18 protein-coding genes are annotated in these 19750 nt (G+C 70.9%); 7 read left to right on the top strand and 11 right to left on the bottom strand.

The window, feature by feature from the left end:
• The first annotated feature begins 51 nt into the window (after positions 1-51).
• From FCI23_RS18605 to FCI23_RS18615, 3 genes are read left to right on the top strand one after another with little or no spacing between them, the layout of a single operon-like run.
• On the top strand, positions 52-1038 hold the full coding sequence (locus tag FCI23_RS18605; RefSeq protein WP_136725027.1) for an ATP-binding cassette domain-containing protein: 987 nt from the start codon (positions 52-54) through the stop codon (positions 1036-1038).
• A complete protein-coding gene (locus FCI23_RS18610; RefSeq protein ID WP_136725028.1) occupies positions 1035-1853 on the top strand; it encodes an ABC transporter permease in 819 nt (272 codons plus the stop codon). The genes FCI23_RS18605 and FCI23_RS18610 overlap by 4 nt, the downstream gene beginning before the upstream one ends.
• A gap of 3 nt (positions 1854-1856) precedes the next feature.
• Positions 1857-2894: a PHP domain-containing protein gene (locus FCI23_RS18615; protein WP_136725029.1), complete on the top strand. Its 1038-nt coding sequence runs from the start codon at positions 1857-1859 to the stop codon at positions 2892-2894.
• 103 nt (positions 2895-2997) lie between these two features.
• Here the strand turns inward: FCI23_RS18615 and ligD are convergent, their stop codons facing one another.
• Positions 2998-3900: a non-homologous end-joining DNA ligase gene (gene ligD, locus FCI23_RS18620; RefSeq protein WP_136725030.1), complete on the bottom strand. Its 903-nt coding sequence runs from the start codon at positions 3898-3900 to the stop codon at positions 2998-3000.
• 133 nt (positions 3901-4033) lie between these two features.
• On the opposite strand from ligD, the gene ku reads away from it, so the two are divergent.
• Entirely contained in the window at positions 4034-4945 is a 912-nt protein-coding gene (gene ku / locus FCI23_RS18625; RefSeq protein WP_136725031.1) for a non-homologous end joining protein Ku, read from the top strand.
• A gap of 41 nt (positions 4946-4986) precedes the next feature.
• Here the strand turns inward: ku and FCI23_RS18630 are convergent, their stop codons facing one another.
• Positions 4987-8346, bottom strand: a complete 3360-nt coding sequence (locus tag FCI23_RS18630) for an AfsR/SARP family transcriptional regulator (protein WP_136725032.1) — start codon at positions 8344-8346, stop codon at positions 4987-4989.
• Positions 8347-8401: 55 nt separating this feature from the next.
• Positions 8402-9337, bottom strand: coding sequence for a dihydrodipicolinate synthase family protein (locus FCI23_RS18635; protein ID WP_136725033.1), 936 nt, complete (start codon positions 9335-9337; stop codon positions 8402-8404).
• Positions 9338-9566: 229 nt separating this feature from the next.
• On the opposite strand from FCI23_RS18635, the gene npdG reads away from it, so the two are divergent.
• Together npdG and FCI23_RS56470 are read left to right on the top strand one after the other, a co-directional pair.
• The gene (gene npdG, locus FCI23_RS18640; RefSeq protein WP_136725034.1) at positions 9567-10295 is read left to right on the top strand and encodes an NADPH-dependent F420 reductase; all 729 of its coding nucleotides are present in this window, start codon (positions 9567-9569) and stop codon (positions 10293-10295) included.
• Positions 10296-10379: 84 nt separating this feature from the next.
• Positions 10380-10553 (top strand): hypothetical protein, encoded by a 174-nt coding sequence (locus FCI23_RS56470; protein ID WP_169316849.1) that lies wholly within the window; start codon positions 10380-10382, stop codon positions 10551-10553.
• Here FCI23_RS56470 and FCI23_RS18645 read toward each other — a convergent pair.
• Complete coding sequence (locus FCI23_RS18645) at positions 10517-11326, bottom strand: site-2 protease family protein (RefSeq protein ID WP_136725035.1); 810 nt, start codon at positions 11324-11326, stop codon at positions 10517-10519. The genes FCI23_RS56470 and FCI23_RS18645 overlap by 37 nt on opposite strands.
• A 170-nt stretch (positions 11327-11496) precedes the next feature.
• Between FCI23_RS18645 and FCI23_RS18650 the strand changes: the two genes are divergently transcribed.
• The gene (locus tag FCI23_RS18650; RefSeq protein WP_136725036.1) at positions 11497-12771 is read left to right on the top strand and encodes an MFS transporter; all 1275 of its coding nucleotides are present in this window, start codon (positions 11497-11499) and stop codon (positions 12769-12771) included.
• 12 nt (positions 12772-12783) lie between these two features.
• Here FCI23_RS18650 and FCI23_RS18655 read toward each other — a convergent pair whose 3' ends face one another.
• The 7 genes from FCI23_RS18655 to FCI23_RS58310 all read right to left on the bottom strand — a co-directional run bounded on the left by FCI23_RS18655 (position 12784) and on the right by FCI23_RS58310 (position 19718).
• Positions 12784-13152: a fic family toxin-antitoxin system, toxin component gene (locus FCI23_RS18655; RefSeq protein WP_136725037.1), complete on the bottom strand. Its 369-nt coding sequence runs from the start codon at positions 13150-13152 to the stop codon at positions 12784-12786.
• Entirely contained in the window at positions 13136-13357 is a 222-nt protein-coding gene (locus FCI23_RS18660; protein WP_136725038.1) for a toxin-antitoxin system HicB family antitoxin, read from the bottom strand. The genes FCI23_RS18655 and FCI23_RS18660 overlap by 17 nt, the downstream gene beginning before the upstream one ends.
• Before the next feature lie 430 nt (positions 13358-13787).
• Positions 13788-14456: a response regulator gene (locus tag FCI23_RS18665; RefSeq protein ID WP_136725039.1), complete on the bottom strand. Its 669-nt coding sequence runs from the start codon at positions 14454-14456 to the stop codon at positions 13788-13790.
• Entirely contained in the window at positions 14453-15760 is a 1308-nt protein-coding gene (locus FCI23_RS18670) for a sensor histidine kinase (protein ID WP_136725040.1), read from the bottom strand. Before FCI23_RS18670 ends, FCI23_RS18665 begins: the two co-directional genes overlap by 4 nt.
• A complete protein-coding gene (locus FCI23_RS18675) occupies positions 15753-16913 on the bottom strand; it encodes an acyltransferase family protein (protein WP_136725041.1) in 1161 nt (386 codons plus the stop codon). Before FCI23_RS18675 ends, FCI23_RS18670 begins: the two co-directional genes overlap by 8 nt.
• Complete coding sequence (locus FCI23_RS18680; RefSeq protein ID WP_136725042.1) at positions 16906-17883, bottom strand: alpha/beta hydrolase; 978 nt, start codon at positions 17881-17883, stop codon at positions 16906-16908. The genes FCI23_RS18675 and FCI23_RS18680 overlap by 8 nt, the downstream gene beginning before the upstream one ends.
• A gap of 1559 nt (positions 17884-19442) precedes the next feature.
• Positions 19443-19718: an ATP-binding protein gene (locus FCI23_RS58310; RefSeq protein ID WP_211265389.1), complete on the bottom strand. Its 276-nt coding sequence runs from the start codon at positions 19716-19718 to the stop codon at positions 19443-19445.
• Between the last annotated feature and the right edge of the window lie 32 nt (positions 19719-19750).

A 19750-nucleotide genomic window follows, 5' to 3' on the forward strand; every position in this document is an offset into this window, starting at 1 on the left:
GTGTCGGCGGCATGTCGGTGCCCTGTCGGTGGGGCACGCGATCGTAGACGCATGACTGAACGGAATGGCACAGAAACAGCCGTCACCGTACGGGGGTTGGTCAAGCACTACGGCGAGACCAAAGCCCTGGACGGAGTGGACCTCGACGTACGCCAGGGCACCGTGCTCGGCGTGCTGGGACCGAACGGCGCCGGGAAGACCACCCTCGTACGAGTGCTGTCCACCCTGATCCGGCCGGATGCCGGGACGGCGTGGGTGGCCGGGTACGACGTGCTGACCCAGCCGCGGCAGCTGCGCCGGGTGATCGGGCTGACGGGGCAGTACGCGTCGGTGGACGAGTCGCTGTCCGGCCGGGAGAACCTGTACATGATCGGGCGGCTGCTCGATCTGTCCCGGAAGGACGCCCGGGCCCGCGCCGACGAGCTGCTGGAGCGGTTCTCGCTGACGGAGGCGGCCAAACGGCCCGCCAAGGGTTATTCGGGCGGCATGCGTCGGCGCCTCGACCTCGCCGCGAGCATGATCGGACGCCCCGCCGTCCTCTACCTGGACGAGCCGACGACAGGCCTCGACCCGAGGACCCGTAAAGAGGTGTGGGCCGAGGTGAGGAGCATGGTCGCCGAGGGCGCGACCGTGCTGCTGACCACCCAGTACATGGAAGAGGCCGAGCAGCTCGCTGACGAACTCGCGGTGATCGACCGGGGCCGCGTGATCGCAGGCGGCCGGGTCGACGAGCTCAAGGCCAAGGTCGGCGGGCGCACCCTGCAGATCCGGCCCGCCGATCCGTCCGTCCTGACCGCCATGGCGGCGGTGCTGGGCGCCGGGGCGGTGCCGGACCAAGAGGCCGGGGTGCTGAATGTGCCGATCCTCAGCGACGAGCAACTGACGGAAGTGGTCGGCGCACTGGGTGCGCGCGGCTTCGCCATCGCCGGGATCGGCACGCATCTGCCCAGCCTTGACGAGGTGTTCATGGCCGTCACCGGCCAGAAGACGTCCCTTGGGAACCCTGCGGAACCTGCGGAAAAGGAGCTCGCGGCATGAGCGCGGTAGCGGTAAGCACGGCACCGGCAGTCATCGCGGCGGAGGGCCGGATCAGCCCGCGCGCAGGCCTCCGGCACATCGGCGCCCTCGCCCGGCGCAATCTGCTGCAGATGAAGGCGGACCCGGAGTCGATGTTCGACGTCCTGCTGATGCCGGTCATCTTCACCCTGCTGTTCGTGTACGTCTTCGGCGGCGCGGTCTCCGGCAGCCAGGACGCCTACGTCAACTACGTGGTGCCCGGCCTGATGGCGATGATGGGCCTGAACATCGCCATGTCGGTCGGCTCCGGCATCAACTCCGACTTCAAGACCGGGGTGATGGACCGGTTCCGTACGATGCCGATCGCCCGCTCGTCGGTGCTGATCGCCAAGGTGATCGTGGAGATCGGCCGGATGATGGTGGCCATGGCCATCCTGCTGGCCATGGGCTTCGCCCTTGGCCTGAGCATCAAGACGGATGTCCTGCACCTGCTGGGCGCGGTCGCGCTGGCAGTGCTCTTCGGCGCCGCGCTGACCTGGATATCGATCCTGCTGGGTCTCTCCGTCAACAGCCCCCAGGCCGTCCAGGGGATTGGAATGCTGGTGCTGATGCCGCTGCAGTTCGGAAGCTCCATCTTCGCCAAGCCGACCACCATGCCCGACTGGCTGCAGTCCTTCACCAAGGTCAACCCGCTGTCGAACCTCGCCGACGCCAGCCGCGCCCTGATCAACGGCGGCGCCTATGCCCACTCCGTCTGGATCACCCTCGCCTGGGCGGCCGGCATCACCCTGGTCACCGCACCGCTGGCGGTGACCCGTTTCCGCAAGAAGACTTGAGAGGTGAATCCCGTCGACGCGCTGACCCGGATCGCGTTCCTGCTGGAGCGCGACCGGGCTTCGGCGTACCGGGCACAGGCCTTCCGTACCGCCGCGGAGGTCATCGCCTCCATGCCGGCCGCCGAGGTACGGCGCAAGGCCGCCACCCCCGGCGGCCTGGAGTCCCTCCCGGGGCTGGGGCCGAAGACCGCCGCCGTCGTACGGGAGGCCCTGTCGGGCCAGGTGCCGTCCTACCTGGCCCGCCTCGAAACGGGCGAGGAGCCCACCGGGGGGCCGATGCCGCCCGTCGAGGGCGGCGAGGAGCTGCGGGCGGCGCTGCGCGGCGACTGCCACCTGCATTCCGACTGGTCCGACGGCGGGACCCCCATCGAGGACATGGCACGCACCGCGATCGCCCTCGGACACGAATGGGCCGCGCTCACCGACCACTCGCCGCGGCTCACCGTTGCCCGCGGCCTCTCCGCGGAGCGGCTGCGCGAGCAGCTGAAGGTCGTCGCCGCCCTCAACAAGCGGCTGGCCCCTTTCCGGCTCCTCACCGGCATCGAATGCGACATCCTCGCCGACGGCTCGCTCGACCAGAATCCCGACCTGCTCGACCAGCTCGACGTCGTCGTAGCCTCCGTGCACTCCAAGCTCCGCATGGACCGCGGCGAGATGACCCAGCGACTCGTCGCCGCCGTCACCAGCCCCCTCGTCGACGTCCTCGGCCACTGCACCGGCCGCCTCCTCACGGGCCGGGGCCGCCCCGAATCCGAATTCGACGCCGACATGGTCTTCGCCGCCTGCGCCGCCTATGACACCGCCGTCGAGATCAACAGCCGCCCCGAACGCCTCGACCCGCCCCGGCGGCTGCTGCGCGAGGCCGTCGCGGCGGGCGTGTACTTCTCCATCGACAGCGACGCCCACGCCCCCGGCCAGCTCGACTGGCAGATCTACGGTTGCGCCCGGGCCGCCCAGTGCGGCGTGCCCGCCGGGCGGGTCATCAACACCTGGTCCGCCGAGCAGCTTCTGCACTGGACCCGCACACGCGAAGCACCGTAGGCGGCACGGCCGGCCGCCTCCTTCCCCTCGCCCACGCCCACCGAACCGGCTGACCCCGGCCCCGCCAGGCGGCTCCGGAAAAGCCCGCCGCAGGCGCAGGCGCTCAGGGGAGCCGGCCCCGGCCGGTGCCGGAGGCCAGCGCGGCCAGCGGGTCGCCGTGGGCGGCGACCCGCGCAAGGACGTCTTCGGGAGCGAAGAAGAGTTCCGCGGGGTCGCGGCAGGCGGCGATCTCGTCCCAGGTGACGGGGGAGGCGACGGTGGGACGGTCGCGCAGGCGCAGGGTGTAAGGGCAGGCGGTGGTTTTGGCGGAGGCGTTCTGGGACCAGTCGATGAAAACCTTGCCCGGGCGGGCACTGCGGTTCATGGTGGCGACGACAAGGCCGGGGTGTTCGCCCTGGAGCCGGACGGCGAGGGCCTTGGCGTAGCCGACCGCGGCGGCCTCGGGCGTGTCCGGCTCCAGGGGGGCGTAGAGATGGAGGCCTTTGCTGCCGGAGGTGACGGGGTAGGCGGCGAGGTCGTCGTCGTCGAGGAGCTGGCGGAGCCGTTCGGCGACCCGGCAGCAGAGCACGAGGTCGGCGCCGTCGCCCGGGTCGAGGTCGAGGACGAGGCGGTCGTGGGCGTCGGGGCCGGAGGCGACAGTCCACTGGGGGACGTGGATCTCGTAGGCGCCGAGGTTTGCCATGGCGACCACCGTCGCGGTCGAGTCGACGACGACGTAGGTCTCCGGTTCGTGGACGCCGGCCTCGGTGGTGGTGGCCCATTCCGGGGTGCCGTTCGGGGGGCGTTTGGCGAACCAGCGCTGTCCGCCGGGCCCGTCGGGGGCGCGTACGAAGGAGGCGGGCCGGCCGGCGGCGTGCGGGACCAGGGCGGGGGCGATCTGCGCGTAGTAGTGCAGAAGCTGGGCCTTGGTATGGCCGGTGGCAGGGAAGACGACACGGTCCAGGTGGGTCAGGACGAGGCGGTGGCCGTCGATGTCCACGGTCTGCCGCTCGGGCGTGGCGGGCATAACCGGAAAGTCCCCACAGCGGAACAAAAGTATGCGATCCGCACAGAAAGGGGTGACAAGGGGGAACCGGCTCCCGGCTGTCGCGGCGACGTGGCCCGGCCTAGTCTGGAAAGCCCCAGGAAGGAACAAATAGATGCGAAGCACATGGAAGGGGTCCATATCTTTCGGGCTGGTCACCGTACCGGTCCAGCTCTTCTCTGCCACGGAGGAGCACGACATCCCCCTCCATCAGGTCCACGCCAAAGACGGCTCCCGGGTGCGCATGCGGCGATTCTGCGAAGCCGAGGACAAGGAGATCCCCTACCAGGAGATCGCCAAGGCCTACGAATCCCCTGACGGCCGCACCGTCACGCTGACCGATGAGGATCTCGCGGACCTGCCGCTGCCCAGCAAGAAGGTGATCGACGTCCTCGCCTTCGTGGACGCCGACAGCATCGACCCGCTGATGTTCTCCAAGCCCTACTACGTCGGCGTGGCGGACCGAGCGGCGGCCAAGCCCTACGTCCTGCTGCGGGACGCTCTGGCGGAGTCGGGCCAGATCGCCATCACCAAGATCGCAATGCGGTCCCGTGAATCGCTTGCCGTCCTGCGAGTGCACGACAAAACACTCGTTCTGCAGACCTGCATCTGGCCCGACGAGGTCCGGCCGGCCTCGGAAGTCGCCCCCAAAGACGACGTGACGGTGCGACCGCAGGAACTGAAGATGGCCCGTTCCCTGATGGAGACGCTGTCGGAGGATTTCGACCTGTCCGAGCTCCACGACGAGTACCAGAAGGCCCTCCAGCAGGTCGTCGAAGCCCGCCTGCAAGGCGTGGAACCCCCGCACGGCGACGTGACACCCGCCGCCGGGGCCGATGTCATCGACCTGATGGCCGCGCTGCAGGCCAGCATCGACGCCCGGGGCGGCGAGAAGGGCGAGAAGAGGGCCCCGGCGAAGAAGGCGGCCAGCCGCTCTGCCGCCAAGAAGTCAACGGCTGAGAAGAAGACCACCGCCGCCAAGAAGGCTCCGGCGAAGAAGGCCACCCGCCGCCGCACCGCCTCCTGAGGCTCGGACGGACACGCGCGCTCGCTGAACGACCGGGCCGGTCACGGCGCCTCACGCATCAGCGCGACGGTCTCCTCCAGCCCCAGGCGCTCGCCCTCCGCGTAGAGGGCGTTGTACGCGGCAGGGCCGAGCCGTTCACGCAGCACCGCCGCCGACTCGTCCAGCGACTGCTTTTCCATGGGCCCGACGGCCGTGGGGCGCAGCCGGTCATGCGCGCCGATGAGCAGCGCCGCACGGCGGTCGGCTTCCGGCCTGGCGAGCCGTTCCAGCAGGGTGACCGCGGGCGGGATCAGCATGATGCCGACGCGCGGGATGAAGATGCTGGTCATCGGATGATCATCGAGGTGGACGATGGTCCCCCTGTGCAGTCGCAACCCTCCCTCCGGGTCACCGCCCAGGCCGAGCAGCCAGCCCTTGAGCGCGTCCAACAGCCCGGCGACGAAGGACGGCATCCCGGTCGGCAATTGCTTGCGCATGCCGTCGACCAGGGCGTGCGCCTCGTCGAGGTCTCCGCGCCGGCCGAGCACCGTGGTGAGCAGCACCCTGCCGTAGTAGGCCGCGCCACCCGCGACCACGCCGAAGCGCTCGGCGTCCTGGATGCCGGCCCGGATGAGCCGTTCGCCCTCGGCCGGGTCCCCCGCGTTGTAGAGCACGTCGCCGAGCCGCACCATCAGCAAAGGCACGTGCTGGTGTGCGCCCAGCTTGCCGGCGAGCGCGATCGCCTGCCGTGAGCAGTCGGCCGCCCGCGCCCACTCGCCGCCGTTCGCCGCGGCTTCGGCCTCCGCCGACAGTGCCTCTGCCAGGCCCCAGTCGTCACCGACCCGTGCGAACAGCTCTCGCGCCTCGCGGACGTCCATCATCGATGAATCGAGCCGGTCGGTGACATCATTCAGCACCTTCGCCCGGAACTGCAGCGCGTAGGCCAGCTCCCACACCCGCCCGTGCCTGCGGCAGCTCTCCACCGTCTCGTCGAGCAGCTCGGCGAGACCGTCGAAGTCCCCGGCCAGCAGCCCCCCGACCATCCGCATCAGGCCGGGCCGGGTGCTGGACTGCGGCAGATGCGGCGGATACGCCGCCACGATCGCCGGCCCCAGCTCCCGCGCGGCCGGGTCCGCCCACACGTCCTGGTCCTCCATATGAGCGGTCACGTCCGCGATCCGGATCCACCGCCGGGCCTCCTCCAGCTGCTCCGGCGGCATCGGCGGCGGCGCGTCCAGCGGGCCCCGGTCCAGCGGCACGTGGGCGGGCGGGACGGCGAACGGGTCCGGCCCCATGGCCATAACCGCCGCCGGCCAGGCGTTCATCTCCGTACGGTAGTTCCGCATCTCCCAGAACCATCCGGCCGCCAGCGTCAGGACCAGCGCCTCCTGCTCGTCCCCCGCCTCCACCGCGCGGCGTATGGCGGCCCGCAGATTGTCGTGCTCGCGCTCCAGACGGTCCAGCCACACCAGTTGTTCCGGGCCGCGCAGCTTGGGGTCGACGGTGCGGATGTACTCCCGGAAGTAGGTGATGTGGCGGCGCTCCACCGCCGGCCGGTCGCCCGCTTCGTCGAGCCGCTCGGCGGCGTACTCGCCGATCGTCTCCAGCATGCGGTAGCGGGCGCCGTCGTCGGTGAGATCGGTGAGGACCAGGGACTTGTCGACGAGGGAGGCGAGCGCGGCGACGATGTCGCGGGGGTCGACAGTCTCCGCGCCACCGCTCGCGTCCGGGTCGCCGCACACCGCCTCGGCCGCCGACAGGTCCCAGCCGCCGGCGAAGACCGCCAGCCGGCGCAGTACGACTCGTTCCAGGACGGTGAGCAGCTCCCAGCTCCAGTCGACGACCGCGCGCAGCGTCTGCTGACGCGGCAGTACGGTGCGGCTGCCGCCGGTGAGGATACGGAACCGGTCGTCCAGCCGGTCGGCGAGCTGGCGCGGGGTGAGGCCGCGCAGGCGGGCGGCGGCGAGCTCGATGGCGAGGGGCAGGCCGTCCAGGCGGCGGCAGATCTCAGCGGCGGCCTCCGGATCGTCGGCGGGGGTGAAGCCGGGGCGGGCGGCGGCCCCTCGGTCGGCCAGCAGTCGCAGAGCGGGCGGCTGCGGCAGCGGATCCAGCGGGCGGACCAGCTCGCCGGGCACGCCGAGGGGTTCGCGGCTGGTGGCGAGCACGGCGACGCCGGGACAGTGTGTGAGCAGCTGCTCCGCGAGGGCCGCGGCGGCGCCGACGACATGCTCGCAGTTGTCCAGTACGAGGAGGAGCTCGCGCCCGGCGCAGTACTCGGCGAGCTGCCGCCCCGGGTCCTTCGGTCTGCTCTCCGCCGCCAGGGCCTGCTCGGCCGCCGTACCGGAGTGCAGCAGTGTCTCGCGCAGGCCGAGCGCGGTGAGTACCGCCTCCGGCACGGTACGGGAGTCCTCCACGGGGGCGAGTTCGGCGAACCAGACCCCGTCCGGCCACTGCCCGGCCACCAAGTCGCCGACCTCCTGCGACAGCCGGGTCTTCCCCGTGCCGCCCGGGCCGGTGACCGTGACCAGGCGGGCGGCGGCCAGGTCGGTCCGGATCATGTCGAGGTCCGTCTCCCGGCCGACGAAGCTGGTGAGGCGGGGCCGCCGGTTGCCGGGGGCGGCAGCTGCTTGCGGCAGCCGGCGCGGCTGTTGGCGCGGCGGCTCGTTTTGCGGTCGGCTCGGGGGCTCGTTTTGCGGTTCTCTTCGCGGGTTCAGCAATTCGGCGTGAAGCGCCTTCAGCTCCGGGCCCGGGTCCGCTCCGAGGCGGTCGGCGAGCTCCCGGCGTACCTCCTCGTACGCCATCAGCGCGTCGGCGGTACGCCCCGCCTCCCGCAGGGCCCGTATCCGCAGCGCCTGCACCGGCTCATTGACCGGATGCGCCGCCGCCAGCTCTGCCAGCTCCGGCAGGATCTGCTCCGCCCTGCCGAGCGCCACCTCCACACCGGCCCGCAGCTTCCTCGCGTCCAGCCGCAGCGCCTCGTAGCGCGGCGCGACCGCCGCCCGGCCCGGCAGGTCGGCCATCACCGGTCCCCGCCACAACTCCAGCGCGGTGTCCAGCGCCTCCGCCGCCTTCGCCGTGTCACCATCGGCCAGCGCCCGGCCGCCCTCCTCCACCAGCCGCTGAAAACGGTACGCGTCCACCGCGTCCGGCCCGGCGATCAGACGGTATCCGCCGTCCACCGACCCGACCGCCGCATGTCCCACCGCCCGTCGCAGCCGCCCCACCAGCGCCTGCAACGCCGCCGGCCCGTCCGCCGGCGGGTCCCCGTCCCACACGTCGTCGATCAGCGCCCCCACGCTCCGCCCCCGGCCGGGGCTCAGCGCCAGCGCCGCCAACAGCGCGCGCAACCGCACCCCGGCGAGCGGCACAACTGTGCCGTCATCGCGATAAGCCGTCGTTGTCCCCAAGATGCCGTAGCGCACTCCCCCATTCTTGCGGAGTCGCACGCCACCCCGCGCCGGGGTTAACGGCCTTGCGTCACAGCAGCCGGGCATCCACCAGCAGATTCCGTACGGTCTTGACGGCAGCGGCGTCCAGGGGCACCTGGGGCGCGGCGGTCGCCGGGCAGTCGATGACGCCCAGCAGGTGCAGCGCGGCCTTGAAGGCGCCGAGCGCGGACGAGCTGCGGCCCATCGCCGCCTCATCGCCGGTGTCGGTGATCGCGAAGAGCGCGGCCAGCCGGTCCTGCTCGGCCGCCGCCTCGCGCCAGCGCCCCGCGCGGGCGTGCTCGTAGAGGCGTACGAAGCCGTGCGGGTCCACGTTGCCGAGCCCGGGGACGACACCGTGTGCCCCGGCCAGCAGCGCGCCGTCGACGGCGAGTTCGGAGCCGGTCAGGACGGAGAACGACTCCACGAGGCCCCGCCCGCGCAGCTCCACCAGCAGCCGGCGCAGCGGCCCGTCGGCGCCGCTGGAGTCCTTGAGCCCGGCGAGCGTGCCGTCCTCGGCCAGGGCCAGGACGGTCGCGGCGGAGAGCTTGGTGTGGACGGCGGAGGGGATGTCGTACGCGAAGAGCGGAAGCCCGGCCGCCTCCCGGATACGGCGGAAGTGGACGGCGATCTCTACGGGGTGGGTGGCGGTGTAGAACGGCGCGGTGGCCACGAGCGCGTCCGCCCCGGCTTCGGCCGCCGTCCGCGCGTGGTCCGTGACCCGGGCGGTCGTCATGTCGATCACACCGGCCAGCACCGGGACCCGCCCGTCCGCCGCCTCCACCACCGCCGCGAGGGCGGTGCGGCGCTGGGCGTCGGAGAGATACGCGGCCTCGCCGCTGGACCCGAGCGCGAACACCCCGCTCACGCCCGCGTCGACCACCCGCTCGACGAGGGCGCGGAGCGAGCGGCGGTCCACATCACCGTCGGGCGTCAGGGGGGTGCACAGCGGCGGTACGACGCCACACAGCGGGGTGGGAAACGGCATTTTACGGCTCCAAAAGGGACATAGAACGTCGGAGATCACCGTATCCCGCGCACAGGGGAGTGGCGTACCGTCGCCCCCTGATCAGCGGTCGGCCACCGCGCCGACGCCTATTCCGCCGGCGGCGGCCAGACCCTGGAACTGCCCTTCCGCCCCCAGGCCGGTCTCGTCTCCCCGAGCGTCACAACGTGACCGTGCGACGGCGCGCCCGGCGGCTGGCAGGATCGCACGTATGACTACTTCCTCCGGTTCCTCCGGCTCTGACGATGTGAAGACGCCCGCCCCCGCCGCCAAGGACCCCTGGGACCTGCCCGACGTATCCGGTCTGGTCGTCGGGGTCCTCGGCGGCACCGGCCCGCAGGGCAAAGGACTCGCCTACCGGCTCGCCAAGGCCGGCCAGCAGGTGATCATCGGCTCCCGGGCCGCCGACCGGGCCCAGGCTGCCGCTGCCGAGCTCGGCCTCGATGTCCAGGGCTTCGACAACTCCGACACCGCACGCCGCAGCGACATCGTCATCGTCGCCGTGCCCTGGGACGGTCACGCCAAGACCCTGGAATCGCTCCGCGAAGAGCTCGCCGGCAAGCTCGTGATCGACTGCGTCAATCCGCTCGGCTTCGACAAGAAGGGCGCCTACGCCCTCAAGCCCGAGGAGGGCAGCGCCGCCGAACAGGCCGCCACGCTCCTCCCCGACTCCCGGGTGACCGCCGCCTTCCACCATCTGTCCGCGGTGACCCTCATGGACCAGGACGTCGACGAGATCGACACCGACGTCCTGGTCCTCGGCGAGGTGCGCGCCGACACCGACCTCGTCCAGGCCCTCGCCGGCCGCATTCCCGGGATGCGCGGCGTCTTCGGCGGCCGGCTGCGCAACGCCCACCAGGTCGAGTCGCTGGTCGCCAACCTCATCTCGGTGAACCGCCGCTACAAGGCCCACGCCGGCCTCCGCGTCACCGACATTTAGCCAGCGCCGGGGCGTGGGGGACAATGGCCGGGCCGTACGGTTACGTAACCGGTTGCCAGGACAGCCCGACAGGAGCCGACCCCCATGCCCCGCCTCGCCCTCTACGCACTCGCCGCCTGCCTCCTCGCGGTGGCCGCCGCCGTCCTGTCCTTCGCGCGGGGCAGCTGGCTCGGCATCCTCTGGGTCCTGGTGGCAGGCCTGACCAGCAACATGTGCTGGTACTACATGCGCAAGGCGAGGGCGGCACGGCAGACCTGAGGGTCACCCTGCCAGAAGCGGAACCACGCCTGGCCGCAGTCGGTGAGGATGTTGTCCGCGCCGAACGCCCGCATGATCGCGTAGATCGCCTCGAAGAACACGTTGTTCACCTCCGGGATCCACAGGCACCCGAACACCGCGAGCAGCCCGAACGGCGCGAACGGCTCCACCTGGCGGCGGATCTTGTGCGACAGCCAGGGCTCCACCACCCCGTAGCCGTCCAGCCCCGGCACGGGCAGAAGGTTCAAGATCGCCGCGGTGACCTGCAGCATTGCCAGGAACGCGAGAGCGGCCAGGAACGGACCCGGTACGGTGCCCGGACCGCCGAACGGGAACGGCAGGAGCAGGACGAGGGCGAACGCGATGTTCGTCAGCGGTCCCGCCGCCGAGATCACGCTGTGCTTCCACCGGCCATTGATCCGTCCGCGCTCAATGAACACCGCGCCGCCCGGCAGGCCGATCCCGCCCATGATCACGAAGAGCACCGGCAGCACGATACTCAGCAGCGCATGCGTGTACTTCAGCGGGTTGAGGGTCAGATAGCCCTTCGCGCCGATCGAGATGTCCCCGCCGTGCAGCGCCGTGCGCGCGTGCGCGTATTCGTGCAGGCACAGGGACACGATCCAGCCCGACACCACGAACAGGAACACCGCGAAACCCGTGCTCGCCGAGAAGCCGGTCCACACCGCCCACCCGGATATCCCCATGATCGCGACCAGCCCCAGGAAGATGGGGCTGACCCGCCGGTCGCGTGTCGTCGCTGCGGTGGTCATGGGGTGGGGCTCCTGTACGTGGGGCGGGTACTCCGCCAGTTGTCTGCCGACGGCAAAACGTATCGCGTCCGCCCGGTAGTTCCGGGTTTTTTCCCCGCCCGGGGGCAACCGGCCGGGCGGCCCGAAAACCTGTTGCCCCGAACCGGGCACTTAGCGCAGCATGCCACCCCGTGTCCCGACTCCTGCCCGATCTCGCCCCGTGGCGCTCCTCGCGCGACTTCCGCCTGCTGTGGTGCGCGGGGGTGGTGACGATTTTCGGCAGCTTTCTGACGATCGTCGCGCTGCCGGTGCAGCTCAAGGAGCTGACCGGCTCGACCCTCGCGGTCGGGGCCATCGGCGCGGTCGAACTCGTACCGCTGATCGTCTTCGGGCTCTACGGTGGCGCCCTCGCGGACGCGCTCGACCGCCGCAAGCTCATCCTCTACACGGAGGCCGCTCTCGCCCTGCTGTCCGTGGGGCTGCTGGCCAACACCCTGCTGCCGCACCCCATGGTGTGGCCGCTGTACGCCGTCGCCGCGCTGAGCAGCGCCCTGATCGGGCTCCAGCGCCCGGCACTGGACGCGATCGTGCCGCGTATCGTCCCGCACGACCAGCTCACCGCAGCCGCCGCCCTCAACGCCCTGCGCTGGCAGATCGGCGCCATCGCGGGCCCGTCACTGGCGGGCGTCCTCATCGCCTTCGCGGGACTGCCCTGGGCGTACGGCATCGACATCGCGACGTACGCGGTGTCCGTCGTCCTCACCCTGGGACTGCGCCCCTCCCCGGCCGCCCACGACGCCGACAAACCGTCCCTGCGATCCATCGCGGAGGGCGCCCAGTACGCCTGGAGCCGGAAGGAACTGCTGGGCACGTACGCCATCGACCTCGCCGCGATGTTCTTCGCCTTCCCCACGGCGATCTTCCCCTTCCTCGCCGACGACCTGCACGCGCCCTGGTCCCTGGGCCTGATGTACGCGGCCGGGACTGTCGGCGCGCTGGCCGTCAGCCTCACCAGTGGCTGGTCCTCACGTGTCCACCACCACGGCCGGATGGTGGCCCTCGCGGCGGCGGCGTGGGGCGTGGCGATGTCGGTCGCCGGCTGGATGCACAACGTCTGGCTCGTGCTGCTCTTCCTCGCCGTGGCGGGCGGCTGCGACATGGTGAGCGGCATCTTCCGCGGCACCATGTGGAACCAGACCATCCCGGACGAGCTCCGGGGCCGCCTCGCCGGCATCGAACTGCTGTCCTTCTCCGTCGGCCCCCAGCTGGGTCAGGTCCGCGTCGGCGGCATGGCCGCCCTGACCTCGGTCCGCACCTCCATCTGGTCCGGCGGCCTGGCGTGCGTCGCGGCGGTGGGGCTGCTGGCGGCGGCGCTGCCGAAGCTGATGTCGTACGACGCCCGGACGAACGAGCACGCAGCGCGGATGCGCGACGGGAAGGCGACCGAGGCCGAGCCCGTCGCCTGACGGGGCAGCGCGTCACCGCCGCCAGCGGCGGAGCACGTCAGCGATGCTGCTCACAGTGCAGTCGGGGCGGCCGAGTTCAGCGACGAACTCCGCAATTCCGTCCTTGTCAGGGGCAACAGGCGCGCCCGCCTCGATCATGAATCGCAGGGCGCAGGATATGGCCACGGTCGTGTTGGAGCGTTCAAGCCATCGCAGACTGAGCGTATGGGCCAGAGCCGCCGCGCGCACAAACACCCCGTTGTAGATCGGCCGTCCCATCAGCTCGGCCTTGTGCCGCTCCACTGCGGCCACCGCGACACCGAGGTCATCCGGCGCCATGTCGCCCACACCGGCCTTCTCCACGACCTGAAGGATCCAGGCCAGATCAACCTCGTTGGACACGTGCGGCCTCGTTCTCGATGAAGTCGCCCCACTCTTGGATGAACGTCCCGGTGTACTCCAGCGAGGCCGCGCGCTGAGGATTGGTATCCGCCGTCACAAGCCGCTCGATGTACTCATTGAGGCTTATTCTCTGATCGGCAGCCGCCATACGGGCAGCGTCGGCAGCGGACTCGGACATCCGGACGTTGAATTGCGTCTTTGCCATACCGAGGACGCTAGCGCCTCCTATCACCGAATACCAGCAGACCGTCACCACGCAACGACTCAGCGTTGCGACACGAGAGATCGGCGCCATCACAGGCCAGGCCCCGTCACTGACGGACACCCTCATCGCCTTCCCTGGGGAGGTCGTTGCCGCTTCGGTGGGGTTCGGTGTGGGTGGGGTGCGGGAGCGCTGGCTCCCTTCGGTCGCAAAGAAAAAGGCGCTCCTACGGGAAGGGGGAGGGGCGCTGCCGCTTGTCACCGGGCTGTCGGGTGGGTGGGTTGCGGGCGTCAAGGCGGCTTGTGCGGCATCGGTCCGCGTCGGCAGATCCTGAACACTCGGCTTTCGCTGACACCGAGTTGCTCGGGGCGGCGTACCAGCGTCCTGGCTCACGAAACTGGCCGGCGGGGAAGGCTCTCAGCGGAGAGGGAGTTCAGTATCCGGCCGGGCGCACCAGCCCGGTCTCGTACGCGAAGACCGCGGCCTGGGTCCGGTCGCGCAGGCCCAGCTTGACCAGGATCCGGCCCACATGAGTCTTCACGGTCTGTTCCGCCACCACCAGATGCTTGGCGATCTCCGTGTTCGACAGGCCCTGGGCGATCAGGGACAGGACCTCGGTCTCGCGTTCGGTCAGGCGGCCGATGCGGCCTCTGAGCGGGGCGCGGGGGGCGTCGGTCATCCGGGAGAACTCGGCGATGAGACGCTTGGTGATGTTCGGGGCGAGCAGGGCGTCGCCCGCCGCCACCACCCTTACTGCCTGGGCGAGTTCGTCGGCCGACGCGTCCTTCAGCAGGAACCCGGACGCGCCCGCGCGCAGCGCCTCGTACACGTACTCGTCGAGATCGAAGGTGGTCAGGACGAGGACCTTGACGGTGGCGCCGGCCGGTTCTGTGATACGGCGGGTCGCCTCGATGCCGCCGAGTTCGGGCATCCGGATGTCCATCAGGACGACGTCGGGGGCGAGATCGGCAACCTTGGCGACGGCGTCCAAACCGTTCACGGCTTGACCGACGACCTCGATGCCGGGCTCGGCGTTGAGCAGCACAGTGAAGCCCTGGCGGACCATCATCTGGTCGTCGGCGATCAGCACGCGGATGGTCATGAACTGTCCTCCAGAGGAAGCATCGCCGCTACTTCGTAACCACCTTCGGGCGTAGGCCCGTTGGAGAATTCGCCGTCCAGCATGGCGGTGCGTTCGCGCATGCCGAGCAGCCCATGCCCGATGCTCTGCGAGGGCGTCACCGGTCTGTCCGGCGCGGTGTTGGTGACCCGGATGGTGATACCGGTCGACCGGTACCCGATCTCCACCCGCACCTCCGCTCCGGGCGCGTGCCGCATCACGTTGCTGAGCGCCTCCTGCACGATACGGAACGCCGACAGCTCGACGCCCGGCGGCAGCGGGCGCCGCTTGCCCCTGGTCTCGGTGGCGATGGTGAGCCCGGCCCCGCGCACCTTGCCGACCAGTTCGTCCAGCCGGTCGAGGGTGGGCTGCGGGGCGTGCCGCGCCCCCTCCGGCAGGGCGTCCTCGGAGCGCAGTACGCCAAGGACCCGGCGCAGCTCCGTGAGCGCCTCGACCGCGTTCTCACGGATCCCCGCGAGGTTCTCCTTCAACTCTTCGGAGGGGTTCTCGACCAGGTGCGGGGCGACCTGCGCCTGGATGGAGATCACCGACATGTGGTGGGCGACCACGTCGTGCAGCTCGCGAGCGATCCGGTTGCGCTCCTCGAGGAGGGTGCGCCGGGCCCGCTCCTCGGAGGTGATCTCCGCCTGTACGACCAGTTCCGTACGGGCCATCCGGCGACCGCGAAGCGCGGTGCCGACCACCACCGCGGCGGCGAGAATCGCGACAGCGCTGGGGACGTCGTCGTTGTGGGCCCGGGGAAAGAACGTGCTGCAGGCCAGTCCCGCCAGGACGCTGATCGTCAGCGCCTCGACCGCCACCCGGGGGCGGACCCGCAACGCCAACAGGAGCAGCACTCCGGCCTGCGCGGTGACCCCGGAGATGGCCCAGGGGTAGAGCTGGCCCGGGCCGACGTTGGGCTCCGAGACCAGCGCGACGGTGACCATGGCGATCGTCACCGCCCACCAGGCCGGCACCGGCCGGGACATCGCGACGACGAGCGCCACGGCCTGGGCCAGGCCGAGCAGGGTGGCGTAGTCGCCCAGCTGGTAGTACCAGCGGAACTGACTCACGCTGAACACGGCGACGAACGCCGCGAACATCACCATTACCAACCAGAACACCGGGCGCCAGACCGGATAACCCGGCTCCCCCATGCGCGGCATCGGATCGGCGGCAACCGTCCACAGATCCTCGCGCAGGGCGCGCGGCGCCTTCCGCAGGGCGGCCAACAGCCGCTCCCTGGACCCCGTTTCCCCCGGCTTCACGGGATCCACCCTAAGCATCGTGCACCACCTCCGCCCGGTCAGGGCGCCCTTCGCGCACCACTGTGGTGCTGCGCCGCTGTCTCTGTTCGTACGTCCTGAACGTCGCCCAGCACACCAGCAGCGACACCGCGAACACCGGCAGCCAGGCCAGCCGGGCCAGCACCCAGCCCAGGCCGTCGGGCACGGTGTGCAGGCCGGTCAGGGGCCGGCCCGCGAACAGGCCGATCGCGGTAACCGCCATCATCGCGGTCTGGTGCCAGAGAAAGATGGTCATCGCGGAGAGGTTCACCAGCGCCACCACCGCCCAGGCCGCGGGCCGCTTCAGCACCCGCCGCAGCGGGCCGAGCAGCAGCAGGGCCGCCCCGCACTGGGCGAGGCCGAAAGTGACGACTGCCAGGGTCGGCGGGTCGAGGTTGGAGATCTCGGCGCCGGGCACCCCGACCATGGAGGCCGGGTAGCCGGCGAACAGAACGAGGAGCGTGCTGGCGAGCGCGCCCCCGATCAGCAGCACCCAGCCGGTCGTACGGCCCCGCAGGCCCTCCCGCGCCCAGGCCGCGCCCAGGCAGTACGGGACGAGCCAGCCCGCCGCCACATTGATCCAGCCGAGCCAGCCGGGGCCGCTCAGGCCGAACCGGATCAGATCGATGTGCAGCACGACGGCGAGCGGCCACAGCGGATGCAGCCTCGCCACCAGCGGGGTCGCCGCCGTCAGCGCTGCGAAGACCAGCAGGAACCAGAGCGGGGACAGCACCAGCTTGCACAGCACGCGTATGGTCTCCTCGCCCACCCCGGAGGCGAGCATCGCGCACGCCGCGACGGTCCACACCACCAGCACGGCGGCGACCGGCCGGCTCAGCCGGGCCATCCGGGCGCCGAGCCACTGCCCGTACGTCACGCCCCGGGCGCGGGCGGAGGCGTAGCTCCTCGCACCCACCTGCCCGCCCACCAGAAAGAAGACCGCCAGGGTCTGGAACATCCAGGAAACGGGGGTGAATTGGGGCAGGTACTGAAGCGGGCTGGCGCCGTGCAGCGTGCCACTGTCGGCGACCAGGGCGGTGACCAGCCAGTGGCCGAGCACCACACCCAGGATGGCGAGGGCGCGCAGGGCATCGATAGCACGGTCGCGGTCGGGAGGAGTCGCGGAATCGATCCGCTGCACGAATTCACGCATGACGGCCCCCCGGAGCCCCTTCGGATTCGGCTTCTCCGGCGACGATCCGGGCGATGTTCTTCAGCGATAAGGAACCGGGCTTCAGATAGTCGCTGTGGCCGCCGTTGCCCGCCGCGAAGACCTTGGCGCCGAACTCCGGCGAAACCGGGTCGGTCCCGAACCCGACGGTGACGAAAGGCAGGTGGAGCTTCACGTGCGGCACGTCGGCGATCCAGTCGTTGCCGCCCCGGCCCGCCCAGACGGTGGCCCCGGTGTGCATCGCGGCGACACTGTCGACGCCGGTGCCGGGGCTGCCGTACAGGACGATGTCCGCGACCTTCAGCCCGGACGCGGCCCGGGCGCAGACGACGGAGCCGTAGGAGTGGCAGAGGACGGAGGTCCGGGCGGCAGGCTTGAGCTCGCTCAACTCCCGCACGAACGTGCGCAGCCCAGGAGCGGCGGCATCGGCCCGTCCCGATGTCAGCGCCTCCGGGCTCAGCGTGGCCGGCGTTTCGTATCCGAGCCAGGCAATGACGGCGGACCGGCCGCCCAGCTCCCGCCGGAGCGCTACAGCGTCGTTCCGTAAGCGCCGGTAACTGTCGAGACTGGTGTCCGCACCCGGGACCAGCACGGCGATGCGATCGGCCCGGGACAGATCACCGAAGACCTCGGCGGTGCGGCCGCCGTCGCGGCCGTCGAAGGAGAGGAAGTGTCGCGCCGGGCCCGCCATGACGCGCAGCTCGGCGGCCCGCTTCTGGTCGCCGTGGCCGACGGCCATCCGCTCGGCGGCCCGGATGCCGTCGCGGTTGGCCGTGTACCGCTCGGCGAGGGCCGCGGGTGTAGCTGCACGCAGCGGAGCCAGGACGGCCGGGACGGGCGCCGGAACGGCCGCGGGGCGGGCCGCACCCGACACCGGCACGGCCACCGAGGCGGTGACGAGGGCGGCGAGCAAGGTGCGGCGCAGGCGGCTTCTGCGCGGGGGGGACGCCATGTCGGTATGTGGTCCTTTCAGTACCGGATGTCTGTCGGTGCTTCCGGTACCGAAGCTATGGATCACGCCTTGTCGTCGGCGTCCCGCCGGGGAGTGCACTTCCGTGTAGCTCCGAAGTACTACGGGTAGTGCCCCCTCGCCCTGCACCCCCCGCCCACACCCCACATCAAGGGGCGGAGGCGGCGGCTCAGTAACGGCCGCACACCCGCCCGCCTGCGTGGAATCGTTGCTGATGTCATACGACGCCCGTACGAACGAGTACGCCCTACGGCTGCGCGCCCGGAAGGCGACCGAGGCGGAGGCCGTCACCTGACACGCCACGCAGGTTGCACCGCGCCCCGGTGGGGCCAGTTCGGCGTGGGTGTGTGCGGGAGCGCTGGCTCCCTTCGGTCGCAAAGAGAAAGGCGCTAACTGCGGAGGGGATGGAGGGGGGCTCGTCTCGTCGGTTGGCTCCCGGGCCGGTGGGCGGCGGGTGTCAAGGCGGCTTGTGCGGCTGTTGTCCTGTGGGTGTCCGGGGTCTCGTTGCCGGATCCTGGTAGAGATGGTCGGTGGCGACGCCTTTTGCCCGTGGGCGGCTGGGCTGCCGTAACCGGCGGCTGACGGGTGATTGGGAGCTGGGCTCCGGGGCGGGGGGCCGACGGGCGCCGGGGGGTCCCGTTCCGTCCGGTGGGCGGCTGGCGTCCAGGCGGGGGGTGCAGAAACGTTCCGGCGGGGCGGGTGGCTCCCTGCCTTGTTCGGGGCGGTGAATGGTTGGGGTCCGCGCAGCTAGGGTGCGGTCTCGGTCCGCGAAAGTCGCCACCGCCACCCCTTGGCGGCATTTGCTCCATTTCATGCCCGACTTATCAGGTCCACGTAGGCTCTCAGTGCCAAAAGTGAAGAGATATGCCTGAATTACCCACTTCCGGACTTCACTAACTGCACTCAAATCCACTCAAGGGACCACCCGGGGCCCACCAGGCTGCGGCGGCTCACCAACGGCCCCGCAAACCCGCCCGCCTGCGCGGACTCCCAGTCATGCCTGCGTACACTCCCGTCTCACCGAAGTGCGCGCAGGCATGACTGGGAGTGTACGCAGGCACGAGGGGAATTGCCCGATATGTCGACTGGGGGAAAGGCTGCAAGATCCCGCTGAAACGATTCTGCGGCGAGCGGATCCACGGGACCCGCATCCCCCGAGCCCTTCCCCCGCCTGGACGCCCGGCGCCCACCGGGCGGGAGGCCCCCGCCCGCCCCTCGACCCGGGGCCAAGCCACCAACTACCCGGCAGCCGCCGGTTACGGCAGTCCAGCCGCCCACGGAGTAGAGGCGTCGCCACCGACCATCTCTACCCGGATACGGCAACGAGACCCCGGACACCCACCGGACAAGAGCCGCACAAGCCGCCTTGACACCCGCAACCCACCCACCCGACAGCCCGGTGACAAGCGGCAGCGCCCCTCCCCCTTCCCGTAGGAGCGCCTTTTTCTTTGCGACCGAAGGGAGCCAGCGCTCCCGCACCCCACCCACACCGAAATGGCCCCACCGAAGCAGCCCCAGCCCTGCGCCCTGCGCCCTACGCCCTACCGCTGACGGAACCCAGGAGCGGCCGCCGTCTTGAGCTCGAACCAGACCGCCTTCGCGTACCAGCCCAGCGGATCGGCGTCCGTCGTGCCCCAGTTGTCGGCCAGGGCCTCGACGAGGCCCAGGCCTCGGCCGTAGCGCTCGGCCGTGTCGGGGATGGGGGCGGTGGTCGGCCGCGCCGGGCAGCCGTCGTACATGCCGACCCGCAGCAGGGGAGGCTCCAGACAGAGGACTACGCACGAGCAGTGCTGTCCGAGGCCGTCGACGCCGCCCACGGCTCAGCCTTTCTGGACGCAGAGGCGCAACT

Source organism: Actinacidiphila oryziradicis, assembly GCF_005047355.1.
In the GTDB taxonomy this organism is placed as follows: Bacteria; Actinomycetota; Actinomycetes; order Streptomycetales; family Streptomycetaceae; genus Actinacidiphila; species Actinacidiphila oryziradicis.